This is a genomic window from Aurantimicrobium sp. MWH-Uga1 (genome assembly GCF_003325955.1).
Taxonomy (GTDB): Bacteria; Actinomycetota; Actinomycetes; order Actinomycetales; family Microbacteriaceae; genus Aurantimicrobium.
This window is the reverse complement of record NZ_CP030929.1, coordinates 589,301-614,774: the sequence shown is the minus strand read 5'-3', so window position 1 is coordinate 614,774 and position 25,474 is coordinate 589,301. Positions and strand designations below refer to the sequence as shown.

Sequence of the window (25,474 nt, the reverse complement as noted above, 5' to 3'; positions counted from 1 at the left end):
TTTATGTTGGGAGAGAGCTCTCACTCACTCGACAGGCCTAGGCCTTGTTGTGGGCAAAAGCGCTTTCGTAGATCAGCACAGCAGCTGCTGTAGCTAAATTCATGGATTCAGCATCACCGTAGATAGGAACGGTGATGGCTTTTTCTGCCAGGGCAAAGTGTTCGTCACTCAAACCACGGGCCTCATTGCCAAACAACCACGCAGTGGGGGCGTCTAGTACCCCGTGTGCACGAGCAAGCACAAGGTCCTCGCCCTTGATGTCTGCAGCAAGCAATTGCAAACCGGCTTCGCGGACATAAGGAAGGACGTTCTCCAGCTCCACATCCACCGTGATGGGCAAGTGAAACAAGGAACCAGTGGTGGATCGCACAACCTTGGGGTTGTAGAGATCAACCGAACGACCTGTGAGAATAACTGCGTCAGCGCCAGCAGCATCAGCCACGCGAATGATGGTGCCCAGGTTGCCTGGATCACGCACCTCTTCGAGGATGACGACCAGCTTGGGGTCTTCAGTGAAAATATCCTTCAGTGCTGTGGGGAACTGGTGCACAACCGCAATGAATCCTTGGGGTGTGACCGTATCCGCCATTGCGGCGAGGACATCTTCCGAAACGAACTCAACGTCAACCCCCGCATCCACAGCAGTTGCTGCGATGTCTTGGTAACGCTCTAACGCGGTGGGCGTAGCATAGAGCTCCACAATCAACTGTGGGCGATATGCCAGCGCCTCTGCGACGGCTTGCGGGCCTTCCAAGAGGAAGAGCCCGGTCTCGGACCGGGCTCCCCTCGTGGCTAGCTTCGCAACCGCCTTCACGCGAGGAGCGCGGGGGTTGTCAAGCATGATGTTTCCTTAGGCCTTTGCCTTTGGTGCAGAAGTATCTGCAGGAAGTGCCTTGCGTGCTGCTTCAACCAACTTGGTGAAAGTTGCAGGATCAGATACTGCGATCTCTGCAAGCATGCGACGGTCAACCTGGATGTCAGCCAGAGCGAGGCCCTGAATGAAACGGTTGTAGGTCAGACCGTTTGCACGGCTTGCTGCGTTGATGCGCTGAATCCAGAGGCGACGGAAGTCACCCTTGCGGGCACGACGGTCACGGTAGCTGTAGACGAGCGAGTGGATGACCTGCTCTTTAGCCTTGCGGTAAAGGCGTGAACGCTGTCCACGGTAACCGGAGGCGCGCTCGAGGATGACGCGACGCTTCTTGTGAGCGTTGACGGCTCTTTTTACTCTTGCCATGTTCTTATCCTTTTAGTTTTAAATCAGCCGATTACAGACCGAGAAGCTTCTTGATTACCTTGGAGTCAGCTGGAGACAGAACCTCGTCGTGGTTGAGGCTGCGCTTACGCTTTCCGGACTTAACTTCGAGGTTGTGACGCATGCCGGCCTGCTGCTTCTTGAGCTTGCCGGTACCGGTTACCTTGAAGCGCTTCTTGGACCCGGAGTGGGTCTTCATCTTTGGCATTGGATCTCCTTGGGGGTTTCACTTTTCCCAGTTGTGGGAAAGCGGGTCTATTAGTCGTCGAGCTCGTCTGAGACCGACTTGGTGGACTTCTTTGGTGCTGCCTTTGCAGCGGGGGCCTTCTTGACTGGGGCTAGAACCTCAGCCTCAACGACCTTGACGGCATTTGCCTTGTCATCTTCAACAGCGAGAACCGATTCACCAGATTTGGCATCTGAACGCTTGTCAGCCCGCTTGTTGGCGTCACGCTTAGCGTTCTGCTCTGCCTTGGCTTCTGACTTGCTACGTAGTGGACCAATCACCATAACCATGTTGCGACCATCGATGGTGGGGCTGGATTCAACTGTTCCGTATTCGGCAACTTCTTCTGCCAACTTCTGAAGCAAGCGAACACCCTGCTCAGGGCGTGACTGTTCGCGACCACGGAAGAGAATCATTGCCTTGACCTTGTCACCATCGTTGAGGAAGCCAATCGCGCGCTTCTTCTTGGTTTCATAGTCGTGAACATCAATCTTCAAGCGAAAACGTACCTCTTTGAGGATGGTGTTGGCCTGGTTACGACGTGCTTCCTTGAGCTTCTGCGCAGCTTCGTACTTGAACTTTCCGTAGTCCATGATTTTGGCCACTGGCGGCTTAGCTTCGGGAGCAACCTCAACGAGATCGAGGTCAGCCTCCTGTGCAAGTCGAAGGGCAACATCGATCGCCACGACACCTACCTGCTCGCCGTTGGGACCAACGAGGCGAACTTCTGGGACGCGGATACGGTCGTTTGTGCGTGGATCGCTAATGCGGTGCTCCTTGTTATTTCTCTAACCCTTGTTCGGGGAGAAAGAGGAGTCTTACGCGCAACGCAGATTGATATCCACATAAACACGACGCAAGGAATGTTCCTTGCGGCACCCTAACCTACTTGCTCAGCGAGCTGAGCGAAGCGGAGTGCAAGAACCCAGTAACCTGATGTTGCGGGATACGGGTGGGAGATATCTCCTCTTTCAATTTCTTGGCTTTCGCTAAGAAACCTGCATAAGCCTAGCAGAGGAATACATTGTGAGCGAAAGCGACCAGAACGACGCCTTACACAAGGCCGTTCTTGACATTGCCGAAGTCCCCGCTATCGAGGTCATTGTGGAGGTTGCCGTCAACCTGATGAGTGCAGCTGCCATCAAGTGCGGCCTTGCCGAGGGGCCCGACGCTGATTCCCTCAAGGATTTAGACGAGGCTCGCAAACTCATCAATGCACTCGCTGGTCTGATCACGGCAGCAGCTCCAGACATTAGTGATTCTCACGCTCGTCCCCTGCGTGATGGGTTGCGTTCGTTGCAGCTGGCCTTCCGAGAGGCGTCACCCATACCTGATGACATTGGCAAGGGCCCTGGTGAAAAGTGGACTGGCCCCGTCAACTAGCTAGTTGGCTAATCAGCCCAAGCATGCGCTGCATAAATAGCTCATGCGCACGTTCTTGAACCCTGGTACCACCAGCCATGATGGCCTCTTGAAGTGACGCCTCATAGATATTCATCAGCACGACGGCAAGTTCTTCAGAATCGATGGCTGGAGTGATGCCAACCGCGGTGAATGCTGCGGCGATGATATTTCCAAATTCTTGATCGGCTGCATGCTTTTGCTCGAGAAATAGTTTTCCCACCTCTAGATCTCGCATTGCGAGCAATCTCAATTCCGACTGGAAGAGGAACCATAACCGGTTATCTCCCTGTTGTTCCAGGAAGCTCGCCACGATGGGTCCAAGCTCAGTTGCTGTGAGTGTTCCGGGATTTTGTTCAAGCAGCGTAGGCATGATGACGTCGATGTTTGCCACGCTAGCTCGAAGTAGTTCAAGCCGTTCGTTGTAGCCACGTTCGGCCAGCGCGAGGAAGAGTTCTTCCTTCGTGTCGAAATTGGAGTAAAAAGCTCCGCGGGTGAAATCTGCTCTCTCGGTAATCATTTCGACCGTGGCGGCGTGAATGCCCACTTCAGAGAAGACTTCAAAAGCAGCATCCATCAGGCGTTCGCGCGTTTTTAGACGTCGCGCGGACTCTGCAGGTTTGTGCTCTGCTTCTGTTGTGGTTCCCATGAACTTAAGGATACACTGATGTATCGGATACACCGGTGTATCGAAGTGTATTTCTTCCGCGCGGCACCGGCTGATCACCGGCAGTCGCCTGACAACAAGGGCAGTCATGTCATCTTTGCTGTATTCGCTGGGCCGCTGGGCTTATCGTTCACGCCGCCTCGTTCTCGTTTCCTGGCTGGTCATCCTTGTTGCAATTGGTGGTGCCGCCGCGTTCTTCAACAAAGGACTTGATAACAGCATCAGTATTCCTGGAACTGAGTCACAGGCTGCTTTGGATTCCTTGAGCACCACATTTCCCCAAGTCAGTGGTGCCTCAGCACAAATCATCGTGGTGGCTGCTGACGGACAATTCATCACTGACCCAACCTATGAAGACGCACTCAATGCCGCTGCCGACAAGATGGCAACCCTCCCCCAGATTGATAACGCAACCTCTCCCTTCAACGAACGCATCAACGGAGCAATTAGCGATAATGACAAAGCAGGCCTGCTGAGCATCCAGTTCTCTGGACCTACGGCAGAAATTACCGACGCGTCACTTGCCGAATTGGAAAAGGCGACAGAGAAGCTCCAAGCCGATCTACCCGAGGGCAGCACCGTTTCTCTCGGTGGTCAGATATACAGCCAAAGTATGCCCACCGTGACAGCCACCGAACTAATTGGTGTGGGTGTGGCCCTAGTTGTATTGGTGTTCACCTTTGGCTCATTCCTTGCTGCTGGAATGCCCCTGATTACTGCCCTTCTGGGTGTGGGGATCTCTATTGCCCTGATTTTCTTAGCAACTGCCTTCGCAAAGGTCACCTCCACAACCCCCATGCTTGCGCTTATGTTGGGTCTTGCTGTGGGTATCGACTACGCGTTGTTCATTATTTCCCGACATCAAGACGAACTTCGTAAGGGAGACACCCCCGAAGAAGCAGCTGCCCGAGCCACCGGAACTGCTGGCTCTGCCGTGATTTTTGCCGGTTTGACTGTGATGATCGCCCTGGTTGGTCTGGGCATTGCAGGCATTCCATTCCTCACCACGATGGGTGTGGCCGCTGCGGTCGGGGTCGGTGTGGCCGTCGTGATTTCCATCACACTCATTCCTGCACTATTGGGCTTTGCCGGAGAGCGCTTGCGCCCTAAGCCAATGAAATCCCAAAAGGCAGAAGCCAAAGTTCATACGCCGAACCGCTTCTTCCTCGGCTGGGTTACCGCCGTCACACGTTTCCCGATAGTGACCATCCTGGCCGTTGTCGCAGTGATAACGGTGGTTGCACTACCTGCCTTAAACCTGCGCCTTGCCTTGCCAGATGCAGGCTCAAATGCCTCCAGTGACCGCTCTCGTATTACCTACGACCTCGTTGCCGAAAACTTTGGGGAAGGATATAACGGGCCACTCCTTGTCACCGGAACCATCGTTACCAGCACCGATCCATTGGGTTTGATGGATGACCTCAAAGCAGAACTGGAGAAGATTCCGGGCGTTGCCGCCGTTCCTTTAGCAACTCCGAACATGACCGCTGACACAGGCATTATTCAAGTCATCCCCACGGGTGCCCCTGCTTCGGAAGAGACGAAAGCGCTCGTTCAGGCCATTCGTGACAAACACGATTACTTCCTGGACAAATATGGTGTAGACCTTGCTGTGACAGGCTTCACCGCAAGTGGTATCGATGTGTCAGAACGCCTCGGTAACGCCCTGCTTCCGTTTGGAATAGTGGTGGTGGGCCTGTCGCTGATTTTGCTCACCATGGTCTTCCGCTCCATCTGGGTGCCCATCAAAGCAGCGGTTGGCTACTTATTCAGCGTCGCTGCGGCGTTCGGTGTTGTCACTCTTGTTATGCAGGAGGGATTTGGATCCGAGCTGATTCACGTCGACCGTCCAGGTCCAATTTTGAGCTTTATGCCGATTATTGTGATGGGTATTTTGTTCGGCTTGGCCATGGACTACGAAGTGTTCTTGGTTGCTCGCATGCGCGAGGACTACGTCCACTCGGGTAAAGCTCGTCAATCGATCGTGACTGGTTTTGTTGGCTCAGCGAAAGTAGTTACTGCTGCTGCCGTGATTATGTTTGCTGTCTTTGCCGCCTTCGTTCCCGAAGGTGACGTCAATATGAAGAGCATTTCGCTCGCGCTGGCAGTGGGTATCTTCGTTGATGCCTTTATTGTGCGCATGACGTTTGTTCCTGCCGTGATGCAGCTACTGGGCAATAAAGCCTGGTACATGCCCAAGTGGCTTGATCGCGCGCTGCCCCACTTTGATGTCGAGGGTGAAGGAGTTCAGCACGAACTAGAGCTGGCTGACTGGCCAGGCGATAACAATCTCGCTATTGCTGCAGAAGATATTGGCCTGACCAACGCAGAAGGAACACGGTCCTACTTCCGTAAACTTTCATTCACTCTCCCTACAGGAACAACCCTGTTTGTGACCGGAAGCGACAAGATTGCCACCTCGGCACTTCTCCTGGCACTTAGCGGTCGTTTGGATATCGAAACTGGAAAGCTCAAAGTTGCCAACATGGTCTTGCCGGTTCGATCAGGAGCAGTTCGCTCGCGCGTGGCACTGATTGATGTTTCCACTCACGCCAACCGCAACACCGTTGAAGCGATCGAAGATGTTTCGTCGGAAAAACCGCAGATCATCATCTTGGACAACATCGACTTCCTCACTTCTGAAAGTGAACGTTACGCGGTGGCAGATGTTCTCGCTGCCGCTCGCGAAATGGCATCACGAACGGGTCACCCCCTCACAGTCCTCGTTGGCACCACCGATGACATGCCGGTCGAAACATGGGGAAGCTTCCTCAGTGCTCGAGTTGATGCTCAGGTACTTGATCTCGACAATGCGTCGTCCTCACGCAAGAAAGTGCAGGCATAATCATGGCTTCGTTATTCACCAGACTCAGCGGTCAAACCGAAACCAAGCCCAAACTTCTTGTCGTCCTCGGGTTGATCTTTGTTCCTCTCATTGTCGTTGGTGGGTTGATGTGGGGACTGTGGAACCCCACTGAACGACTCGACCGGGTCAAAGCAGCCATCGTCAATAATGATGAGCCTGTAACCGTCAATGGCCAGATCACGCCCTTGGGACGGCTGTTGACTGCGGGGTTAGTTAAAGGCGATGGCTCCGACACAAATTATGTCTGGGTCATCACTAACGAATCAGGCGCTAAGAAAGGCCTTGAGAACGGAACCTATGTTGCTGCAGTAACCATCCCCGAGAACTTTTCCAAGGTTGCTACCTCGGCGATGGGCAATGCTACAGATGCCACTCAGGCGTTGATTGAGGTAACAACCAGCGAGAAGAGCCGACTCGTCGATGATGCGATCACCACAGCGATTACCTCCACGGCTGTGAACTTGATGAACCAACAACTCACCTCGCTCTATTTGGAGCGTGTATTGCTTGGCTTTAGTGACCTCAGCGAAGGCTTATCCGAAGCTGCGCAAGGTTCAGACGAACTAACCAAGGGAATATATGCCCTTGCCGATGGTGCAAACCAGTTAGCAACTGGCGCTTCTACTTTCTCCTCAGGAATGTGGGCACTGAACGCTCAGACCTCCCAACTTCCTTCACAAACGCAACAGCTCGCGACCGGAGCAGCGACAACGGATGGCTACGCACAGCAGTTGTCTGGAGCACTCGGTCAAACAGCTGGTGGCCTGGCCGCACTGTCTGGAAACACCTGTCTTGCTGTGACGAGCAACAATCAGCAGTACTGTGGCGGACTGGACACTATTAGTGGAACACTCTCCCAACAACTAGTCCCTCTAGCCGCGGGTGTCGCCCAGGGAACAACTGGAGTTTCCAGTGGGACCTCAGCCCTCGCGGGCGGGATGCCTGCACTCTCGTCAGGAATTAGTGAACTTGCTGCCGGCAGCGCCGGTATCGCTACCGGAATAAGCGGAATCGCTTCTGGTGCGAGTGCGCTGGGCGATGGTTCACAGAAGCTTGCAGACGGGCTGGACGAAGCTGTAGCCAACATCCCGACCTACACCGAAGATCAAGTCAGCACTCTTGCTGATCTTGTTACTGCGCCCGTCGGAATCAAGAACGGTGGCGGGCTCACCTTCGGTGCTAACAGCACTCCCCTGTATGTGGTCTTGTCACTCTGGTTAGGTGCACTTGCCATCTTTATCGTGCTCAGAGCTATTCCGCTTCGAGTACTTGAATCAACACGATCCTCACTCTCGCTGGCAACACGTGCTTATGGAATCCCTGCCGTGGCGGCGATCTTGCAAGCAGTGGCAGTTGCTACCGTGATTGCTTTTGCGCAAGGCTATGACGTTGCGGAATGGGCTTCGATCACAGTGGTTTCAGCGCTCATCAGCCTGGCGTTCACAGCAACAAACCAAGCTCTAGTCGCTGTTTTGGAAGGTTTTGGCCGCTTGGTCTCACTTGCGATTGGAATTCTTATCCTCGTCACCGGCGTTATCTCAACGGTGCCACAGATTCTGGATAGCATCTTGAGCTACACCCCAGCTACCGAAGCAGTGACTGCGTTACAGGCCATCATCAGTGAGGGGCAGGTTTCAGGTTTCGCTGCTGCCATCACTGCAATGGTGCTGTGGACACTGGGAGCCATTGCGGTAACTGCAATTACGATCTCTCGTAAGCGGCACGTTTCCATCACCGCACTAACCAGAGAAACTCAGCCCGTATAGGGCAGAGTTTCTCTGGAAAGTACTTAGTGCACAGTGGTCAACTGAAGCTTCATTGAATCAACACGCAATGCAATAGTTTCATCCTGAGCCCAGCGCGTGGACAACAGCGAAACGACGTCCTGAATCTGCTCAGCACTCATCTGAGGTGGCAATCCAATCTGAACGATGAGGTCTTCACTCATTCCGCGAGCGTCGGGGTCACCCGCCAACAGAGTGATGGATTTCACGATGTCCTGTCCCTCTAAAGATCTGTTGAATGCCTGCTGAACCTCAACATCCGCATGAGCAGGTTGCCAGCTCAGATCCTGTGCAATAGCAGCGATAACCGGTCTGCGCAGAATAAGTTCTGTTGGCGATTGTGGGTCTATGACGATCCACTGCGCACCATCAGCGGCGGCAGCCAATGCGGCACGTCTGGCTTCAACCGGCACAGGTCTAGCTTGGGGATTCCACCGCTGTAAAGCGGCAACGCTCGTAAATACGGGCAATACTCGTTGCCCCTGAGGCCCTTCAACAGTGACGATAGCAAGCTCTTGAGTCTTATCGACAACAAGACCGGCAGCGTTGACGCCAACTTCTCCAGCCTCGGCAAGCAAAGGGATGAGGAATCGTGTGGAACGAATTGTGTCAATGACACTAATCAGAGCCTCTGCGCGAAGAAGGTCATCAACGCCAAGAGAACGAAAGGTATTCAGCGCTGCAGCTAATTCCTCAGAGATTTCACCATTGTCATCGGCAAAGGGATTTGCTTCAAATTGACGCCCTTCCCAGGGCTGACCGGCAGAGTCTGCATGATCGGTTGAACCGAACATATGACCGTCGTGGGAGTGAGACATCAGGTTATCTGAGAGGCTTATTTGTACGCGACAGCAATTGCTTGTTCAAGCGTGAACTTGTGCGCGTAGAGTGCTTTACCCACAATGGCACCTTCAACGCCCAATGGAACCAGTGAACGCAAGGCAACAAGATCATCAAGGCTAGCAATTCCACCAGAGGCCACAACGGGTTTACCGGTCTTCTGCGTAATAGCACTGAGTAACTCAATGTTGGGGCCGTTGAGCATGCCATCGCGTGTGACATCGGTAACAACGTAACGTGCACATCCAGCTTCTTCCAAGCGGGCAAGAACATCCCAGAGGTTTCCCCCTTCTTCTGTCCAGCCACGGGCTGCCAGCGTCTCGCCGCGAACATCCAAACCCACAGCAATCTGGTCACCATACCGAGCTATTGCTAAAGCCGCCCAATCTGGGTTCTCCAGCGCTGCAGTTCCGAGGTTAACGCGGGTTGCTCCGCTTTCAAGTGCAGATTCTAAGGATGCATCATCGCGAATACCGCCAGAGAGTTCGATCTTCACACCAGGAACTTCCACGATCACACGACGCAGCAAGGCGCGGTTTTCACCCCGTCCAAACGCTGCGTCGAGATCGACGAGGTGAATCCATTCAGCTCCTTGCTCAGCCCAGTCAGAGGCGGCATCAACGGGGTCGCCAAAGTCTGTTTCGGTTCCTAGAGCACCCTGAGTAAGTCTGACAGCTTTACCTTCGGCAACATCAACAGCGGGCAGAAGTTCAAGAATAGGCGCAGTCATGGGATGTTCCTTATATCGGGGTCAGAGAGTTTCGAGCCAGTTGCGCAGGAGCTGAATACCTGCTTGACCGGACTTTTCGGGATGGAATTGGGTTGCGACCAGTGGTCCATTTTCAACAGCAGCAATGAATCGCTGTCCATGTTCAGCCCATGTGACAGTTGGTTGTGGGAAGGGCGGAATGACGTCTAGATTCCATTCTGTGACACCGTATGAGTGCACGAAGTAGAAGCGCTCATCTTCGATGCCCTTAAAGAGTTGCGAGTTCTCCCCTACGTCAACTGTGTTCCATCCCATGTGGGGAAGAATCGGAGCCTCTAGCTTGTGGACTGTCTCATCCCACTCGCCCAAACCTGGAGTGTCCACGCCACCTTCAAGACCATTGGCAAACATGATCTGCATTCCTACGCAGATGCCCATCACTGGGCGGCCACCAGCAAGACGACGCTCAATGATTTCTCCGCCGTCGACTGCGTTAAGCGCTTCCATTACGGCCGCAAAAGCTCCAACACCGGGAACGAGAAGTCCATCTGCCTCAGCACATGTGGATTTATCCCGCGTGAGTTCAACCTTCGCCCCTGCGAGCTCTACCGCTTTGATTGCGGAGTGAATGTTTCCCGTGCCGTAGTCGAAAACAACGACGGATTTTTGGGTCACAGAGCACCCTTCGTGCTGGGGATTCCCTGTACGAGCGGGTCAAGTGCTTTGGCCTGACGGAATGCACGAGCAAACGCCTTGAACTCTGCCTCAGCAATGTGGTGAGGGTCACGACCGTTCAATACTGTGATGTGGGTAGTAAGACCCGCATTGAAGGTGATGGCTTCAAATACGTGGCGAACCATGGAACCGGTGAAGTGGCCGCCAATAAGGTGGAATTCAAAACCTGCTGGCTCACCAGAGTGCACCAAGAATGGGCGTCCAGAAATGTCGACAACAGCCTGAACCAGGGCTTCATCAAGTGGAACAAGTGCGTCACCAAATCGAGAAATACCGGCTTTGTCTCCCAGTGCTTCGCGAATAGCGAGACCGAGAGAAATACCAATGTCTTCAACAGTGTGGTGAACATCAATGTGGATATCACCAGAAGCCTTGACGGTGAGGTCAGAAAGAGAGTGCTTAGCAAACGCTGTGAGCATGTGATCGAAGAAAGGGACAGTCGTCTCGATGTTGCTCACACCCGTGCCGTCAAGATTGATGGTGAGTTCAATGCTCGACTCGCTCGTGGTGCGAGAAATGCTCGCAATGCGCGGTGCCTGTGTCATAGCTCCAGTTTAGTGGAGCTTAAAGAGCGCCATTAATCGAGCCATCAATGGCTGCCAGTGCGTTCAAGAATTCGGTTGTTTCTGCTTCTGTACCTGCCGTCACTCGTAAGTGGTGGGGCATACCGATGTCACGGATGATGATTCCTTGAGCAAGGAGTTTCTCAAAAACATCTTGGGGGTCACGAACCCCGCCAAAGAGAACGAAGTTCGCACTCGAGGGATAAGGCGTGTATCCGAGGGCAGCAAGCTCAGTGACGAGGCGGTCTCGTTGAGAACGAATGTCATCGACCATCGCCAGCATTGCTGGAGTGTGCGCCAGTGCTCCTTCCGCAGCTGCCTGCGTCAGTGCAGAGAGGTGGTAGGGCAAACGCACCAAGCGAAGAGCATCAGTTACAGCAGGATCAGCAGCTAGATACCCCAAGCGGGCACCAGCAAAGGCAAAAGCTTTACTCATGGTGCGGGAGATGACCAGGCGTGGACGACCAGCCAACAATGTCAGTGCAGTGGGCTCACCTTCAGGCGCAAACTCGGCATAAGCCTCGTCAACGAAAACAATGCCGTCCGTCGCATCGTAGGCAGCGGCGATGGTCTCCAAGGAAACAGGAGTGCCCGTGGGGTTGTTGGGGGTACAGAAGAACACGATGTCAGGCTTGTATTCCTTGATGGCTGCAACCGCCGTTGCGGGGGAAATCTCAAAGTCAGCATCACGCTGGGCGGGAATCCACTGCGTACCTGTCCCGGAGGCAATGATGGAGTGCATGGAGTAAGTGGGCGGAAATGCCAACAACGAACGGTCAGGACCACCAAAAGCCTGGAGTAGCTGCTGTATGACCTCATTGGATCCGTTTGCCGCCCAGATGTTCTCTGCAGTCAGCCCGTGACCTAAATAAGTTGCAAGCGCCCTGCGCAGTTCGGTGAATTCACGATCCGGGTATCGGTTGATGCGCCCCAGGGCTGTGTGAATTCGCCCCATGATGTCTTCAACAACCTGCGGTGGTACAGGGTGAGTGTTTTCGTTGACGTTAAGCTCCACGCGCACGTGCTCTTGAGGAGCGCCATAAGGCTTGAGGCCCCGAAGATCGTCGCGAATGGGGAGGTCGTCAAGAGAAGTCACCTCTTCAGTTTAAGCCGTGAAAGAAAGGAAAAACGCCGACTCCCGTCTGGGAGCCGGCGTTCGGAAAGAAGAATACAGAAATAAGTGACTTAGTAACCTGCGGGTAGAGCAATCTTCTGTCCTGCCTGTACAGGACCTTCTAGGTTGTTCAGCGAGACAATCTCTGCCACAACGTCACGGGGGTCAGCGTTGGGTGCGATTTCAGCAGCTAAGTGCCACAGGGTCTCGCCCGAAGACAAGGTCACGTATGTGAAGTCTTGTGATGCACCTTCAGCAGTGGCCACAGCACCACCACTGTTGAGTGCCGCGACAAGGGCACCAATCACGAGAGGAAGCGCGACAAAGGCAGTGAGAATTCGACGACCACGCTTGGTGATACGAAGACGAGTGGTGGGGGTAGCTGCGGGAAGAAAGTTTACGTACGTCACATTGTTAGTGTGACCAGAGCCACGGACAATGCCGGCTTCGCTGCATGGCTCATCAATGTAGTCAGGTTCGACGGGGCGGTGAATTGGTGCGGTGAATGCGAGTACTGCGCTCATGAGATTCTCCTTTTCCTGTTTTTCTCGAATCGGGCCCTCGGCCGGGAGAACCCGATTCGAAGATATATTTCGAAGATATATTCGTATTTCTTCAATGTCAAGTAGATATTGAAGGTTTTTTGGACATTACTTGCGGAATTTTCGAATATGTGTTTGTTTTCTCTACATATTTCGAATACTCTTTCGGTAATGGAGATAGTTCATCACCAACCACGGACATTCCGGTTTGTGGATTGGAACACTCCCAGACAGATCGGAATAAGCCATGACTGAGACAGCAGCTGGCACAAGCAAACGTCGCAAAGGACTGAGCGCAAAGCAGCAACTTATCCTCGACGTCATCACCGCGTATATTGACCAAAACAGCTACCCCCCTTCTATGCAAGAAATCGGGGATGCAGTTGGTCTGTCCTCATTGGCGAGCGTGACCTACCAACTTCAACAGCTAGAACTCGGTGGCTATATTCGCCGTGACCCCAAACTTCCTCGCGCCCTCGAGGTTCTCGGCCAAGGATCAGCTCCTCGCCAGGTCGCCCCTGTGGCAGACAACATCATTCCCCTTGGCGAAGCGGTTCAGGTTCCATTAGTGGGCCAAATTGCCGCAGGTGGACCCATCACTGCCGAGCAGAACACCGAAGATACGATGGCACTGCCTCGCCAGCTTGTTGGTGACGGAGAACTCTTCATGCTCAAGGTCAAAGGCGAGTCGATGATTGACGCAGCAATCTGCGATGGTGACTTTGTCGTCGTCCGTCGTCAACAGACAGCAGAAAACGGTGACATTGTTGCTGCTCTTCTTGATGATGAGGCAACTGTCAAAGTCTTCCGTCAACGTGATGGCCACACCTGGTTGCTTCCTCGCAACAGCAACTACGAACCCATCCTGGGAGACCACGCCACCATCATGGGCAAGGTCGTCACGGTTCTTCGTTCGGTCTAAACACCCACAAACTAATGGCCCGCATGCTGAATACAGCGTGCGGGCCATTGATGTATCTCAATCTTTAGGCTTCGAGCCTACGCAGAACATCCAATACCGGTCCGCTTTGGTTGAAGGCATACAAGTGAATACCGGGCGCTCCCCCGGCCATCAGCTCACGAGCTAAGTTCGCTGCGTGCTCAACACCAATCTCCCGCTGACCTTCAACTGTGGGCTCAATTTCAAGAGCAATCTCCAAATCACTGGGCATATCTTCCCCAGAGATCTCAATCATGCGACGCAAACGTCCAGGGCTAATCACCGGCATGATGCCGGGAATAATGGGCATTCTCAGGCCTGCCTCCTTCGCCTTCTGAGCGAAGGATAGATAGTCATCTGCATGGAAGAACAACTGACTGATGGCCAGGTTTGCTCCCGCAGCTTCTTTGGCCAGCAAAACATCAATGTCTTGGGTCTTAGAACGTGACTGAGGGTGCCCATTAGGGAATGCGGCAACACCGATACGGACAAACTCACGTTTTTGGCTCAGACGTGTTGCGCCGGCGTGCCACCTGGGTTCTTCCACAAACACGAATGGTTCACGTTCAGCTTGAACACGGTGAATGAGCTGTGTGAGTTCCGCTGCACTACCGAGGTCTCCCAGGAAGTCCTCGCCTTCCTGTGTGCCTTGTGGCGGGTCGCCACGCAGGGCGAGGAATGATCGTACACCTGCGTCGAGAAATGTCCGTACGAGCTCATTGGCGCCCTGATAGGACTCGGCAACACAGGTGAGGTGCGCCATCGGCTCAACATCGGTGTTATCCAGAATATATTTCACGCACTCCAAGGTGGCATCTCGAGAAGAGCCTCCTGCACCATAGGTAACGGAGATGAAATCTGGACCTGATGCGGCAAGTTCCAGAATGGTTGCGTGCAGTGCATCTCGGAGTTCGGGGTTGCGTGGTGGGTACACCTCAAAAGAAAAAGGCACGCCAATACTCAGTTCACGAGAACTAGACGGTGATGCGTTGCTCATATTTTCCTCGGGACACTCATCGCGAAAAAGACAACATATAGTTATCCGCGAAGCGTGGGCCGGGCTCGGCAGCCGCTTACACCTGAATAAATCAGGTAGAAGAATGTTATCAGGCTGTGCGTTCCTCTGGCTCAATCACTGCTGAGCTCAAGCGAGGGACAACGGTAGGAGTTGCGTTTTCCGTGACGCACTCTGCCGTGATGATGACTTTATGAATCTGGTCGGTTGAAGGAACCTCAAACATGATGGGCCCAAGGACGTTCTCCAGAATGGCACGCAAGCCACGGGCACCTGTCTGGCGCAGGACAGCCAAGTCAGCGATGGCATCCAGCGCTGCAGGTTCAAATTCCAACTCAACATCATCGAGAGCAAACATGCGCTGGTATTGCTTGACCAGTGCGTTCTTGGGTTCGGTGAGAATGTCAATCAGTGCACTGCGATCTAGTGGCGACACTGTCGCAATAACCGGCAGACGGCCAATGAACTCAGGGATCAAACCAAACTTGTGCAGGTCTTCCGGGAGTACCTCAGCAAAGAAGTCGCGTGCTTCATCCTTGCTCTGCAGTGGAGCACCAAAGCCGATACCGGTCTTTCCTGCACGGGACTGAATGATGTCTTCGAGCCCTGCGAATGCACCGGCAACAATGAAGAGCACATTGGTGGTGTCGAGTTGAATAAATTCCTGGTTAGGGTGCTTACGACCGCCCTGTGGCGGGACGGAAGCAACGGTGCCTTCAAGAATCTTCAACAGTGCCTGCTGAACACCTTCACCAGAAACGTCACGCGTAATCGAGGGGTTCTCTGCTTTGCGTGAGATCTTGTCGATTTCATCGATGTAAATGATGCCCTGCTCTGCACGCTTGACATCAAAGTCAGCGGCCTGCAGGAGCTTGAGAAGAATGTTCTCCACGTCTTCACCGACATACCCTGCTTCCGTCAGCGATGTTGCATCAGCGACAGCGAACGGAACATTCAGACGGCGAGCAAGAGTCTGCGCAAGATAGGTCTTTCCACATCCAGTGGGCCCAATAAGGAGGATGTTGCTCTTAGCAATCTCAACTTCGTTGGCTTTCTCTTCTGCCGTCTTAACACCCTCGCCAGCACGTACGCGTTTGTAGTGGTTGTAAACCGCAACGGAGAGGGCTTTCTTGGCTGGTTCTTGACCAATGACATATTCCTCAAGGAAAGCAAAAATTTCTCGAGGCTTGGGCAAATCGAAATCTGCAATAACGCCCTCTTCGTTGGCTTCTGCCAGACGTTCTTCAATGATCTCGTTACACAGTTCAACGCACTCATCGCAGATATAAACGCCAGGGCCTGCAATGAGCTGGGCTACCTGCTTCTGGCTTTTGCCACAGAAGGAACACTTGAGCAAGTCAGCGCTTTCGCCGATACGTGCCATGGTCAACTCCTTCTCATCTGGAAATACGAGACATTCGAGCCTAACCCGAACCACAGACGTTGCTGTTCACCTGTGAATGCGTGGCGTCGGCGTGCCGAAAAGCGAAAACCCCGACCGAAGTCAGGGTTTTCGTGAAATGTACAGGACTTAGACGCCGATAGCAGCGTTCTTACGCGAGGTAAGAACCTGGTCAATCAGACCATACTCGAGTGCTTCAGCGGCCGAGAGAATCTTGTCACGGTCGATATCCTTGTTGACTTGTTCAACAGAACGGTTCGAGTGCTTGGACAGAGTCTCCTCCAGCCATTCACGCATACGCATGATTTCCTTGGCTTGGATTTCGATATCTGATGCTTGACCACGACCTGCGTCACCTGTTGCAGGCTGGTGAATGAGAACACGTGCGTTTGGCAGAGCTAAACGCTTACCCGGAGCACCTGCTGCCAACAGCACAGCCGCAGCTGATGCTGCCTGGCCGAGGCACACTGTCTGGACCTGCGGGCGGATGTACTGCATTGTGTCGTATATTGCCGTCATCGCGGTGAAAGATCCACCCGGAGAGTTGATATACATCACGATGTCGCGGTCAGGGTCCTGGCTTTCTAGTACAAGAAGCTGAGCCATCACGTCATCTGCTGAAGCGTCATCAACTTGGACGCCTAGGAAGATAATGCGGTCTTCGAAAAGTTTGGCGTATGGGTCTTGACGCTTGTACCCGTAAGCGGTGCGCTCTTCAAAAGTAGGAAGAACGTAGCGGCTGGAAGGAGCTTCCTGACCGTTGAACGCAGTTCCGCCAAAGTTTGGGATAGTCATCTGTAGTCCTCGAATCTGTCTCTGGCGCTTACGCAGTCTTGGTTCCGCCACCACCGGTGACATCGCTTGCTGAGGCACGAACATGGTCAACAAAGCCATACTCGAGAGCTTCTTGAGCAGTGAACCAGCGGTCACGGTCACCATCAGCGTTAATCTGCTCAACAGTCTTACCCGTCTGAGCAGCGGTGATCTCAGCCAAGCTCTGCTTCATCGAGTTGATCAGCTGTGCTTGGGTCTGGATGTCAGAAGCAGTACCACCGAAGCCACCGTGTGGCTGGTGCAGCAAAACACGAGCGTTGGGGGTGATGTAGCGCTTACCCTTGGTGCCCGAGGTCAGCAGCAGCTGCCCCATGGACGCAGCCATACCGATCCCCACGGTCACGATGTCGTTAGGAACAAACTGCATGGTGTCGTAGATGGCCATACCCGCGGTGATCGATCCACCGGGAGAGTTGATGTAGAGGTAGATGTCTTTCTCTGCATCTTCAGCAGCAAGAAGCAACATCTTCGCGCAAATCTCGTTGGCGTTGTCGTCACGCACGTCCGAACCCAACCAAATGATGCGGTCTTTCAACAGACGCTCAAAGACGTTGTTCGGCATTACCATTTCGGCCATGTCAGCTCCATTTCAACAACCGCAAGAGATTTCGCTTGCGATGTTTTTCACACTACTGGAGCGGACACACTCAACACGGCAGTGTTCGCCTCAGGCGGAGTGCCGTTCGCCCCAGGCGCACGGATTAAAAATGTCGGGCCTCCCGAGACGAAGGAGGCCCGACTACCCAATGAGGAGTGGGGTCTAATCAAAAATTTCTGTCAGCCAGCTGTGGGGCTTCTTCTTATAGCCGTTTTGCGGATACGAGTTGTATTGAGGTGGAGCACTATATTGAGGCGGTGCAGCAGCTACTGCGGGGGCCGGAGCAGAAACAGAGCGCTCGAGAATCTTGTCCAATTCACCACGATCAAGCCAGACACCTCTGCAATCAGGGCAGTAGTCAATCTCTACTCCTGAGCGATCAGACATCACCAGTGTTGCTCCGTCAGTTGGACACTTCATTGCACACTCCAAGGGGTCGGTGGGATTGGTCTAAGTCAATCTGTTTAGTCTGAGAAAAGTCTTAGAGAATATGTGAGGTGTGCTGAGAAGTACACTAAATTCATGACTCCCACTCTTGCTGCCGCATTGGCTGGCCTGGGGTTTGGGCTCTCCCTCATCGTGGCTATTGGTGCGCAAAACGCTTATGTATTGCGCCAAGGTCTTCGCAAAGAACATGTGTTCGCGATTGTCGCCATTTGCGCACTCTCTGATGCTCTCCTGATTGCCGTTGGTGTTGCCGGGCTAGGCGCCATTATTCAACAGCTGGAATGGCTACTACTTCTCATTGAGCTCGTTGGTGGTGTTTTCTTGTGCACCTATGGCGTAATGGCGGCCAAGCGCGCCTGGAAACCTGAGGTTCTGAACACTGATACCGGCGGTAAAGCAGTCAGCCTTAAGGTTGCTGTGGGAACAGCACTGGCACTGACCTATTTGAACCCTCACGTCTACCTCGACACAGTTCTTCTCTTGGGCTCTGTCGCCGGAACCTACGAAGAAAACCGGTGGTGGTTTGCCGCAGGTGCGATGCTCGGAAGCGTGCTCTGGTTTAGCACTCTGGGCTTTGGTGCTCGCGTGCTAGATCCTGTATTCAAGAAGCCCACCTCCTGGCGTGTGCTTGACGCCATTATTGCTCTCGTGATGTTCGCCTTGGGAACGAGCTTGTTAGTGAGCTTTGTTCAGCACCTCGCGGCGAGTTTGGGCGCTTAGCGAAAACGAAAACCCCCGCAGTTTCCTGCGGGGGTGATTAATTCGTTCGAAGAACTAGTTCTTCTTCGCTGCGGGCTTCTTAGCAGCAGGCTTCTTTGCAGGCTTCTCAGCTGTGTCAGTCTTCTCAGCTGTGTCAGTCTTCTCAGCTTTAGCTGGCTTGTCGGCCTTCTTGTCTTCAACGAGAGCGAATGCACTCATGTCGACAGCCTTACCCTTGGAGTCCACAACCTTGGCCTTGCCCAAGATGATGCTGACTGCCTTGTTGCGGGCAACCTCAGCAACCATGGAAGGAATCTGGTTGTTGTCGGTGAGAATCTTGGCAAACTCTGAAGGATCCATCTGGTACTGCATGGCGCCCTGAATGATGTACTGCGTGAGTTCATCCTGACTTACCTGAACATCTTCGGCTTCGGCAATGGTGTCCAGAAGAATCTGGGTTGCGAAAAGCTTCTGAGTCTCTTCAATAACTTCAGCGCGATGCTTGTCATCTTCAAGACGACCCTCACCCTCGAGGTGACGGTGAACTTCGTCATCGATGAGAGCCTGAGGAACTTCAATCTTTGTTTCGGTAACGAGCTTGTCTACAAGCTTCTCGCGAGCTTCGCGAGCTTGAACGGCAACCTTGCGCTGCTCGGCCTGAGCCTTGAGGCTCTCGGTCAGCTCAGCGATGGTGTCGAATTCAGAAGCAATCTGAGCAAAGTCGTCATCTGCCTTGGGAAGTTCGCGCTCCTTGACAGCGGTAACGGTGACAGCAATCTGTGCCTTTTCACCTTCGTGGTCTCCACCGAGCAGGTTGGACTCGAAAGTGGTGGATTCACCAGCGGTGAGAGACTCAATAGCCTCATCGATACCTTCGATGAGCTCGCCAGAACCAACTTCGTAGGAGATGGACTGTGCAGTGTCTACTTCCTGACCACCAATGGTGGCAACTAGGTCGAGCTGAGCGAAGTCGCCCTTCTTTGCTGGACGGTCAACGGTGACGAGGGTGCCGAAACGGCTACGCAGATCGTCGAGTTCTTTCTGAACATCTTCCTTAGAAACTGCTGCTGCCTCAACCTCAACTGAGAGACCGTCAAGCTTGGGAAGTTTGATCTCGGGACGAACGTCAACCTCGATGGTGACAACCAGGTCACCGGAAAAGTCCTTCTCAGCTGGCCAGGTAACGATGTCTGCTTCGGGGCGACCCATGGGGCGCACCTTCTCGTCAACGACTGCCTTGCGGTAGTAACCTTCAAGGCCTTCGTTGACAGCGTGCTCGAGCACAGCCATACGACCTACACGCTGGTCGATCAAAGCTGCCGGTGCCTTGCCCTTGCGGAAACCAGGAACGTTGAGCGACTCAGAGATGTGCTCATACGCGTGCTTGATAGCTGGCTTGAGCTCTTCTGGGGTCACCGTGATGGTGAGCTTGGCACGGGTGTTACTTACTTTTTCGACCGTAGTCTTCACGAAGGGGTACTCCTGCTTGTGATGGTGTGGATCTGGATGTGGTCGGGGCGACAGGATTCGAACCTGCGACCTCCCGCTCCCAAAGCGGGCGCTCTAGCCAAGCTGAGCTACGCCCCGGTCCTGCCCTCACGTTACGCAGAAGGTAACTTCAAGCAAGTCCGGCATTCGCCGAGGCGAAATGACCGAGTACTACTCTAACGTATAAGATGAGATGGCTGGCCCACGCTAAACTGGTGCCAACCCTTCTGGGGATGTAGCTCAATGGTAGAGCCTCAGTCTTCCAAACTGATTACGCGGGTTCGATTCCCGTCATCCCCTCCAAACATAAGAAATCCCCCGGAATTCCGGGGGATTTCTTGTTTTTCTAATGCCGCAATTCAGGACTAGACAACACCCAGTGTCCGTGGGATATGCTCAACTATTCGAAGATATATTCGAATAAACAGAGGGGCTTACCATGGCACACACTGCACCATCTGCAGTGGTCAGACCACTGCGTGGGGAATCCATTCCGGCTATTTTGGCCGCATTAACCGCCGTTTCAGCGGGGTGGCCCTCCCCTGCCCAAGATTATTTTGACGGTCGCGTAGATCTGAACACTCACCTGATCAAAGACGTGAACTCCACGTTTATTGTTCGCGTCTCCGGCGACAGCATGAAAAACGCGGGCATTAGTGACGGCGATGAGGTCATCGTGGATCGAGCCCTGACACCTCGCGACGGAGACGTCGTGGTGGCAGTGCTCGATGGTGAGCTCACCCTCAAGCGCCTGCACATTCGCTCCGAGAACGTCCTGCTCAAAGCAGAGAACCCCAGGTATCCAGATATTTCTGTGGCGTCTTTGAGTGAACTGATTATCTGGGGTGTTGTGACCAGGTGTTTGCATCATGTCTGATTCGTCACAGCGCCGCATCGCACTCGTGGACGTCAACAGTTTCTTCGCCTCCTGCGAGCGCGTCTTCGACCCCAAACTGATGGGCAAACCCGTTGTGGTGCTCTCAAACAATGACGGGTGTGTTGTTGCCCGTAGCAGTGAAGCGAAAGCTTTAGGCGTTGCGATGGGTGTTCCCTGGTTCAAGATTTCTGCGTGGGCACCGAGTGTGGGCTTGGTCGCACGTTCATCCAACTATGAGCTGTATGGGGATCTGTCTGCCCGAGTGATGAGTATTTTGCAGGAGTTCTCCGCTCATGTGGAGGTGTACAGCATCGATGAGGCGTTCTTGGAGCTCACCGGAACACCACAAGAGCTCCTTGAAACAGGGCGCCGCATCAAAGAAGCCATCCAGACCCGATTAGGGTTGCCCGTCTGCGTGGGCATTGGCCGCTCGAAGACGCAAGCAAAACTGGCTAATGCCGGCGCCAAGAAATCTGCGGAAATGAACGGGGTCTGCAATCTGGACATGTTCTCTGCAGAAAAACTGGATTTCATCATGGCTGCTCTTCCCGTGGATAATCTGTGGGGCATTGCCAGGCGTTTGAGTAAACGGCTCGCTGCACAAGGGATCCACACCATCAAAGACTTGCGGGATGCGGACCCGGTTCGCATCAAGAAAAAGTTTGGTGTGGTGGTGCAACGCTCTGTGTACGAACTGCGCGGAATTGACTGCATCAAACTCGAAGGTGAACGTCTGGTCAAAAACCAGGTGATGTATTCGCGCAGTTTTGCAACACCCGTGACCACCCGCAAACAAATGGAAGAAGTCTTGGCCGTTTATGCCCAGCGGGTCAGTAAACGTCTGCGCAAACAAGGCTCTGTGGCAGGAGCATTAACCTGTTTTGCTGGTACCTCTCGCTTTGCCAACGAACCCTTCCACTCCCCCTATGTCAACGCTGTCTTTTCTATCCCCACCAACGACCCGGTGGAAATTCTTAAAGCATCGAGTTCAGTGCTGCTAAACCGGATTGAAGAAGGCCGCAAATATGTCCGCGCAGGAATACTGCTGCATGATGTCAGCCCTAAGGAATCACATCAATACTTAGATCTATTCACTCCTGTTCATGAACGTAGGCAATTGGGGGAAACCTTAGACAAGGTGATGGAAAAGCACGGTGCATTCAGCATCGGGTTAGGTGCAGCAGGTTTCAAGAGTGCCCGAGAGTGGGAAATGAAGCGAGAGATGCTCTCACTTCGCGCCACAACAAGGTGGGACGAGCTTGCAACCGTGTATGCGCGTTAGCGAAAAAAGTTACCGAAAAAATTCACAATTCCAGAGAAAAATGAGGCAAATATTCCTTGTGGATCTGGACCAGAGTCATCTTCGAATTCACGCATGACATCACCGTCAAGCTCTTCGTTCTTCTCGAGATCCCCCATGAATTGAGCCTTAGACCAATGAGTTGTGAGTGATACGCCCACCATTGAGGGTCAGCACAACAGGCATCGTACGCAATTCATCAACTGATGCATAGAGCGGGTCAATATCAACCAGGCATAAGTCCGCGGGCTGCCCCACAGCAATGCGGGTGCGAGCAGAGGCATCTAGTGCCGCCTGAGGTTCAATGCGTTGTTCGGGGTGCCAAGGCTCTCGAGAATCTCGCGTGCGCTCAACAGCGGAAGCGATAGCTAACCAGGGGTCCAAGGGTGCAACTGGAGCGTCAGAGCCCATGGAGAGCTTCACACCTGCTTTGAGCATGGATGCAAAGGGGAAACAGCGGTCGGTACGACCTTCCCAGAGAACGTCAGCGACATCTCGGTCATCCATGGCATGCTCGGGTTGTACTGAAGCGATCACCCCGAGCTGAGCAAAACGCTCAATGTCTTCCCATGCCAACAGCTGGGCATGTTCAATGGTTCCTTCACAGCCCACTTCTTCGAAAGCGTTGAGGGCGAAGGTGTTGGCGTCATCACCGATGGCGTGAATGGAGGGGTTGATGCCGGCAGAGCTGGCTTTGGTCATCAAGGTAACCAGTTCGTCATAGGGGACGTTGAGAATCCCGCGGGCATTCTTTCCCGTGAGGCCTGGATAGGGGTCGTGACAGAAGGCGGTGCGGGTGTTGAGTGAGCCATCAGAGATGACTTTGTAATTTCCCATACGAAGCAGGCCCTCTGTGGAGGCAATAACATCACCGGTGCGCAAACCGGTCTCAATGGCACGATCCAAGTACTCGGTGTACACGCTGAATTCAACCTGCAGGAGGTCATTTCCGTTGCTGATGCGGCGGCGCCAATCCGGCAGAATCCATCCCATTTCGAAATCAACAATGCCGACAATTCCTCGTGCAGCAGCCGCACGTGAGGCATCAAGGACTGCCTTATCGAGCTGTTCAGGAGTTTGATCAGAGAGTGAACCCCAGATTGCAAAACAGTCATCTTCAACGAGAAGCCCTGTGGGGTGCCCGGCATGGCCGCGAACCTCAAGTGCTTTCGAGTTCAGCCACACACTGTGACCATCGCCACTGAAGAGATAGACCTCTTCATCAGCACACGCCTCGTCCAGAATGCTGAAGTGTGGCTCTTCTTCCCACAGGCTGCCACGCCAGCCGAAACCCACCATAGTTCCTGGATGTGTGTGGTGACGTTCTTTCACACGCTGACCCACCTCACGAGCAGATTCAACACCTTCTAGGTTCAGTCGTTGCAACATCAACGACCACGAGGTGAAGTGGGTGTGGGTATCCCACATTCCAGGTATCAGATAGCGTCCACCAGCATCAATGTTCTCGCCGTCGAGAACCTTTGTCATGTCGATCGCCCCTGTGGCCCCAACAAATTCAATGTCGCTGATTACCCCATCGGTGATGACCACATTAATCAGGCTGCCCATCAGGCCGCGTTCACCGGGGATACGTGCATTAGTGAGAGTGAGCTGCATGGCTCAAGTTTGGCACGAAGGACACCAATAGAGCTTGCGATTAGCCATCACATCGAGGCGAATATGTGTTCCGCATTTCAGACAGGGCAGTCCTTCACGTTTATACACCCAGTGCCGATCGGCTCGGTTTGCCATCGCTTTACGCCACGCTTCGCCCTCAAGCCCGTCAATGGTCATCATTTGTCCGGTTTGAACACCTATCTCAAGAAGGTAGATCCAGTCACGCCAGAGTGCCCACGCTTCGTCTGAGGTGATTTTCTTTCCGGGGCGATAAGGGTCTATTGCTACTCGAAAGAGAATCTCTGCCCGGTAAACATTGCCGATTCCAGCAACAACAGATTGATCCATCAGCAAAAGACCAATAGGTGTGTTCTTTTTCACAACAGCATCGACAAACTTCTGGCCTGCCTCATCGCTGGAGTCACGCTGCGGATCAGGTCCTAAGCGAGATAGCACGGCATCAACTTGTTCTGCGGTGAGAACTTCACACGCGGTTGGTCCGCGAAGATCTGCACAGACCGTCTCGGTCAGCAGTCGAACACGGACAGCTCCGATGGGCTCGGGTGGAAACTGAGTTGTCTGCTCGAGTTCACGTTCTTGTTGTTCCTCGGCCATGCGCATGCGCGTTTTGCGAGGTGCACCGATAGAACTGAGCGAATTTTCGCCGGCAGTATCGAATACTGTGCCGCGCTGATTGGTTTGTCCTATCCGACCATTTGCAGAGGCAATCGTGGCATCGGCTTGGATAGTGCCAGAAAAATCCCATGCGCCATAAATCCCTAGGTGCACACGCAACCAGTGATCTCCAGAAAAACGCATGAAGAGTTGTTTGCCCACTGCCCAGGCTTCTTCCAACTCGAGGTTGTTGAGCACTGCTGCTCCGGCAGCAAAACGTCCCTGGGGAGAGCTGACTGCAACTCGCTGCCCGACAAAGTTTCGATCAAACTGCCGGGCAATGCGATGAACGGAATGTCCCTCAGGCATGGTGCACTAATTCGTCGCTAGTACTTGACTACGCCTTTACCCACGATCTCGCCGGTTTCTTCGTATTCAGCGAGCTGGGCGATACGGCGAACGTGACGCTCATCACCGGGGAATGGTTCAGCAATAAACGTGTCAATGAAGCTCACAGCCTCTTCCAAACTGTGCTGGCGCGCACCGATTGAAATCACATTCGCATTGTTGTGTTCACGTGCAAGCTGAGCGGTTGCTTGACTCCATACAAGAGCTGCGCGAATACCTTTGACCTTGTTGGCAGCAATTTGTTCACCATTTCCAGAACCGCCAAAAACTACACCGAGTGCCTCAACACCTGCGGCCTGATCCGCTGCAACAGCCGCAGCAGCATTAATACAGAACGCAGGATAGTCATCTAATGCGTCATATTCGCTGGGGCCGTGATCGATAACCTCATGTCCTGCTTCGGTGAGGTGAGTTTGCAAGAACTGGCTAAATTCGAGGCCAGCGTGGTCGGTGGCGATATGTATGCGCATTCCTCGATTTTAGGGGGACGTAGTCCGGGTTAGGCTCTTAACCAAACCGCTGGAAGGAAAAG

General features: G+C 53.5%; 27 protein-coding genes, 2 tRNA genes and 1 pseudogene. 8 read left to right on the top strand and 22 right to left on the bottom strand.

The features are described 5' to 3' along the window. Positions 1–37: 37 nt before the first annotated feature. From AURUGA1_RS03185 to infC, 4 genes and pseudogenes are all read right to left on the bottom strand, one after another. A complete protein-coding gene (locus tag AURUGA1_RS03185; protein ID WP_114128844.1) occupies positions 38–841 on the bottom strand; it encodes an RNA methyltransferase in 804 nt (267 codons plus the stop codon). A gap of 9 nt (positions 842–850) precedes the next feature. Continuing rightward, positions 851–1,237 carry a 50S ribosomal protein L20 gene (gene rplT / locus AURUGA1_RS03180; protein ID WP_096381478.1) on the bottom strand — a complete coding sequence of 129 codons (387 nt, stop codon included), beginning with the start codon at positions 1,235–1,237 and terminating at the stop codon, positions 851–853. Between the two features lie 31 nt (positions 1,238–1,268). After that, entirely contained in the window at positions 1,269–1,463 is a 195-nt protein-coding gene (rpmI, locus tag AURUGA1_RS03175) for a 50S ribosomal protein L35 (RefSeq protein WP_096381479.1), read from the bottom strand. A gap of 223 nt (positions 1,464–1,686) precedes the next feature. Further along, positions 1,687–2,248 (bottom strand): annotated as a pseudogene (gene infC / locus AURUGA1_RS03170) (translation initiation factor IF-3); the annotation flags it as partial. A 259-nt stretch (positions 2,249–2,507) separates the two neighbouring features. On the opposite strand from infC, the gene AURUGA1_RS03165 reads away from it, so the two are divergent. Continuing rightward, entirely contained in the window at positions 2,508–2,864 is a 357-nt protein-coding gene (locus tag AURUGA1_RS03165; protein ID WP_114128842.1) for a DUF1844 domain-containing protein, read from the top strand. Here AURUGA1_RS03165 and AURUGA1_RS03160 read toward each other — a convergent pair. Beyond that, on the bottom strand, positions 2,857–3,531 hold the full coding sequence (locus AURUGA1_RS03160; protein ID WP_162784044.1) for a TetR/AcrR family transcriptional regulator: 675 nt from the start codon (positions 3,529–3,531) through the stop codon (positions 2,857–2,859). The two genes, AURUGA1_RS03165 and AURUGA1_RS03160, sit on opposite strands and share 8 nt — an antisense overlap. Before the next feature lie 106 nt (positions 3,532–3,637). Between AURUGA1_RS03160 and AURUGA1_RS03155 the strand changes: the two genes are divergently transcribed. Next, positions 3,638–6,394 carry an MMPL family transporter gene (locus AURUGA1_RS03155; RefSeq protein WP_114128840.1) on the top strand — a complete coding sequence of 919 codons (2,757 nt, stop codon included), beginning with the start codon at positions 3,638–3,640 and terminating at the stop codon, positions 6,392–6,394. A 2-nt stretch (positions 6,395–6,396) separates the two neighbouring features. Next, positions 6,397–8,181 (top strand): YhgE/Pip domain-containing protein, encoded by a 1,785-nt coding sequence (locus tag AURUGA1_RS03150; RefSeq protein WP_114128839.1) that lies wholly within the window; start codon positions 6,397–6,399, stop codon positions 8,179–8,181. 23 nt (positions 8,182–8,204) lie between these two features. On the opposite strand, the gene AURUGA1_RS03145 is transcribed toward AURUGA1_RS03150, so the two are convergent. From AURUGA1_RS03145 to AURUGA1_RS03120, 6 genes are all read right to left on the bottom strand, one after another. Then, positions 8,205–9,017 (bottom strand): SseB family protein, encoded by an 813-nt coding sequence (locus AURUGA1_RS03145; protein ID WP_114128838.1) that lies wholly within the window; start codon positions 9,015–9,017, stop codon positions 8,205–8,207. A 17-nt stretch (positions 9,018–9,034) separates the two neighbouring features. Further along, positions 9,035–9,769, bottom strand: a complete 735-nt coding sequence (gene priA, locus AURUGA1_RS03140) for a bifunctional 1-(5-phosphoribosyl)-5-((5-phosphoribosylamino)methylideneamino)imidazole-4-carboxamide isomerase/phosphoribosylanthranilate isomerase PriA (protein WP_114128837.1) — start codon at positions 9,767–9,769, stop codon at positions 9,035–9,037. A 21-nt stretch (positions 9,770–9,790) separates the two neighbouring features. Next, positions 9,791–10,423, bottom strand: coding sequence for an imidazole glycerol phosphate synthase subunit HisH (hisH, locus tag AURUGA1_RS03135; RefSeq protein WP_114128836.1), 633 nt, complete (start codon positions 10,421–10,423; stop codon positions 9,791–9,793). Continuing rightward, a complete protein-coding gene (gene hisB, locus AURUGA1_RS03130) occupies positions 10,420–11,028 on the bottom strand; it encodes an imidazoleglycerol-phosphate dehydratase HisB (protein ID WP_114128835.1) in 609 nt (202 codons plus the stop codon). Before hisB ends, hisH begins: the two co-directional genes overlap by 4 nt. A 19-nt stretch (positions 11,029–11,047) precedes the next feature. Further along, positions 11,048–12,142 (bottom strand): histidinol-phosphate transaminase, encoded by a 1,095-nt coding sequence (locus tag AURUGA1_RS03125; RefSeq protein ID WP_114128834.1) that lies wholly within the window; start codon positions 12,140–12,142, stop codon positions 11,048–11,050. An 89-nt stretch (positions 12,143–12,231) separates the two neighbouring features. Next, entirely contained in the window at positions 12,232–12,684 is a 453-nt protein-coding gene (locus AURUGA1_RS03120; protein WP_240187388.1) for a hypothetical protein, read from the bottom strand. A 265-nt stretch (positions 12,685–12,949) separates the two neighbouring features. Here AURUGA1_RS03120 and lexA point away from each other — a divergent pair, with 265 nt between their 5' ends. Continuing rightward, complete coding sequence (gene lexA, locus AURUGA1_RS03115) at positions 12,950–13,624, top strand: transcriptional repressor LexA (RefSeq protein WP_114128833.1); 675 nt, start codon at positions 12,950–12,952, stop codon at positions 13,622–13,624. Positions 13,625–13,688: 64 nt separating this feature from the next. On the opposite strand, the gene AURUGA1_RS03110 is transcribed toward lexA, so the two are convergent. From AURUGA1_RS03110 to AURUGA1_RS03090, 5 genes are all read right to left on the bottom strand, one after another. Beyond that, positions 13,689–14,639, bottom strand: a complete 951-nt coding sequence (locus AURUGA1_RS03110; protein WP_114128832.1) for a methylenetetrahydrofolate reductase — start codon at positions 14,637–14,639, stop codon at positions 13,689–13,691. A 109-nt stretch (positions 14,640–14,748) separates the two neighbouring features. Continuing rightward, positions 14,749–16,041: an ATP-dependent Clp protease ATP-binding subunit ClpX gene (gene clpX / locus AURUGA1_RS03105; RefSeq protein ID WP_114128831.1), complete on the bottom strand. Its 1,293-nt coding sequence runs from the start codon at positions 16,039–16,041 to the stop codon at positions 14,749–14,751. A gap of 147 nt (positions 16,042–16,188) precedes the next feature. Next, positions 16,189–16,854 (bottom strand): ATP-dependent Clp protease proteolytic subunit, encoded by a 666-nt coding sequence (locus AURUGA1_RS03100; RefSeq protein ID WP_114128830.1) that lies wholly within the window; start codon positions 16,852–16,854, stop codon positions 16,189–16,191. Between the two features lie 28 nt (positions 16,855–16,882). Next, positions 16,883–17,470, bottom strand: coding sequence for an ATP-dependent Clp protease proteolytic subunit (locus AURUGA1_RS03095; RefSeq protein WP_205214672.1), 588 nt, complete (start codon positions 17,468–17,470; stop codon positions 16,883–16,885). 183 nt (positions 17,471–17,653) lie between these two features. Next, positions 17,654–17,911, bottom strand: coding sequence for a zf-TFIIB domain-containing protein (locus AURUGA1_RS03090; RefSeq protein WP_114128829.1), 258 nt, complete (start codon positions 17,909–17,911; stop codon positions 17,654–17,656). A 102-nt stretch (positions 17,912–18,013) separates the two neighbouring features. Between AURUGA1_RS03090 and AURUGA1_RS03085 the strand changes: the two genes are divergently transcribed. Then, on the top strand, positions 18,014–18,658 hold the full coding sequence (locus AURUGA1_RS03085) for a LysE/ArgO family amino acid transporter (RefSeq protein ID WP_114128828.1): 645 nt from the start codon (positions 18,014–18,016) through the stop codon (positions 18,656–18,658). 54 nt (positions 18,659–18,712) lie between these two features. Here AURUGA1_RS03085 and tig read toward each other — a convergent pair whose 3' ends face one another. Continuing rightward, a complete protein-coding gene (gene tig / locus AURUGA1_RS03080; RefSeq protein ID WP_114128827.1) occupies positions 18,713–20,107 on the bottom strand; it encodes a trigger factor in 1,395 nt (464 codons plus the stop codon). 39 nt (positions 20,108–20,146) lie between these two features. Beyond that, a tRNA-Pro gene (locus AURUGA1_RS03075) sits at positions 20,147–20,224 on the bottom strand. 130 nt (positions 20,225–20,354) lie between these two features. Between AURUGA1_RS03075 and AURUGA1_RS03070 the strand changes: the two genes are divergently transcribed. From AURUGA1_RS03070 to AURUGA1_RS03060, 3 genes are all read left to right on the top strand, one after another. After that, positions 20,355–20,428 (top strand) — tRNA-Gly (locus AURUGA1_RS03070). Between the two features lie 136 nt (positions 20,429–20,564). Beyond that, positions 20,565–21,002 carry a LexA family transcriptional regulator gene (locus tag AURUGA1_RS03065; RefSeq protein WP_114128826.1) on the top strand — a complete coding sequence of 146 codons (438 nt, stop codon included), beginning with the start codon at positions 20,565–20,567 and terminating at the stop codon, positions 21,000–21,002. After that, the gene (locus AURUGA1_RS03060; RefSeq protein ID WP_114128825.1) at positions 20,995–22,284 is read left to right on the top strand and encodes a Y-family DNA polymerase; all 1,290 of its coding nucleotides are present in this window, start codon (positions 20,995–20,997) and stop codon (positions 22,282–22,284) included. The genes AURUGA1_RS03065 and AURUGA1_RS03060 overlap by 8 nt, the downstream gene beginning before the upstream one ends. Here the strand turns inward: AURUGA1_RS03060 and AURUGA1_RS08055 are convergent. From AURUGA1_RS08055 to AURUGA1_RS03045, 4 genes are read right to left on the bottom strand one after another with little or no spacing between them, the layout of a single operon-like run. Beyond that, positions 22,281–22,421 carry a hypothetical protein gene (locus tag AURUGA1_RS08055; protein WP_162784043.1) on the bottom strand — a complete coding sequence of 47 codons (141 nt, stop codon included), beginning with the start codon at positions 22,419–22,421 and terminating at the stop codon, positions 22,281–22,283. The genes AURUGA1_RS03060 and AURUGA1_RS08055 overlap by 4 nt on opposite strands. Before the next feature lie 10 nt (positions 22,422–22,431). Beyond that, the gene (locus tag AURUGA1_RS03055) at positions 22,432–23,919 is read right to left on the bottom strand and encodes an amidohydrolase (RefSeq protein WP_114128824.1); all 1,488 of its coding nucleotides are present in this window, start codon (positions 23,917–23,919) and stop codon (positions 22,432–22,434) included. Positions 23,920–23,922: 3 nt separating this feature from the next. Beyond that, complete coding sequence (locus AURUGA1_RS03050) at positions 23,923–24,903, bottom strand: Fpg/Nei family DNA glycosylase (protein WP_114128823.1); 981 nt, start codon at positions 24,901–24,903, stop codon at positions 23,923–23,925. A 17-nt stretch (positions 24,904–24,920) separates the two neighbouring features. Continuing rightward, on the bottom strand, positions 24,921–25,412 hold the full coding sequence (locus AURUGA1_RS03045; RefSeq protein ID WP_114128822.1) for a ribose-5-phosphate isomerase: 492 nt from the start codon (positions 25,410–25,412) through the stop codon (positions 24,921–24,923). Positions 25,413–25,474 lie beyond the last annotated feature (62 nt).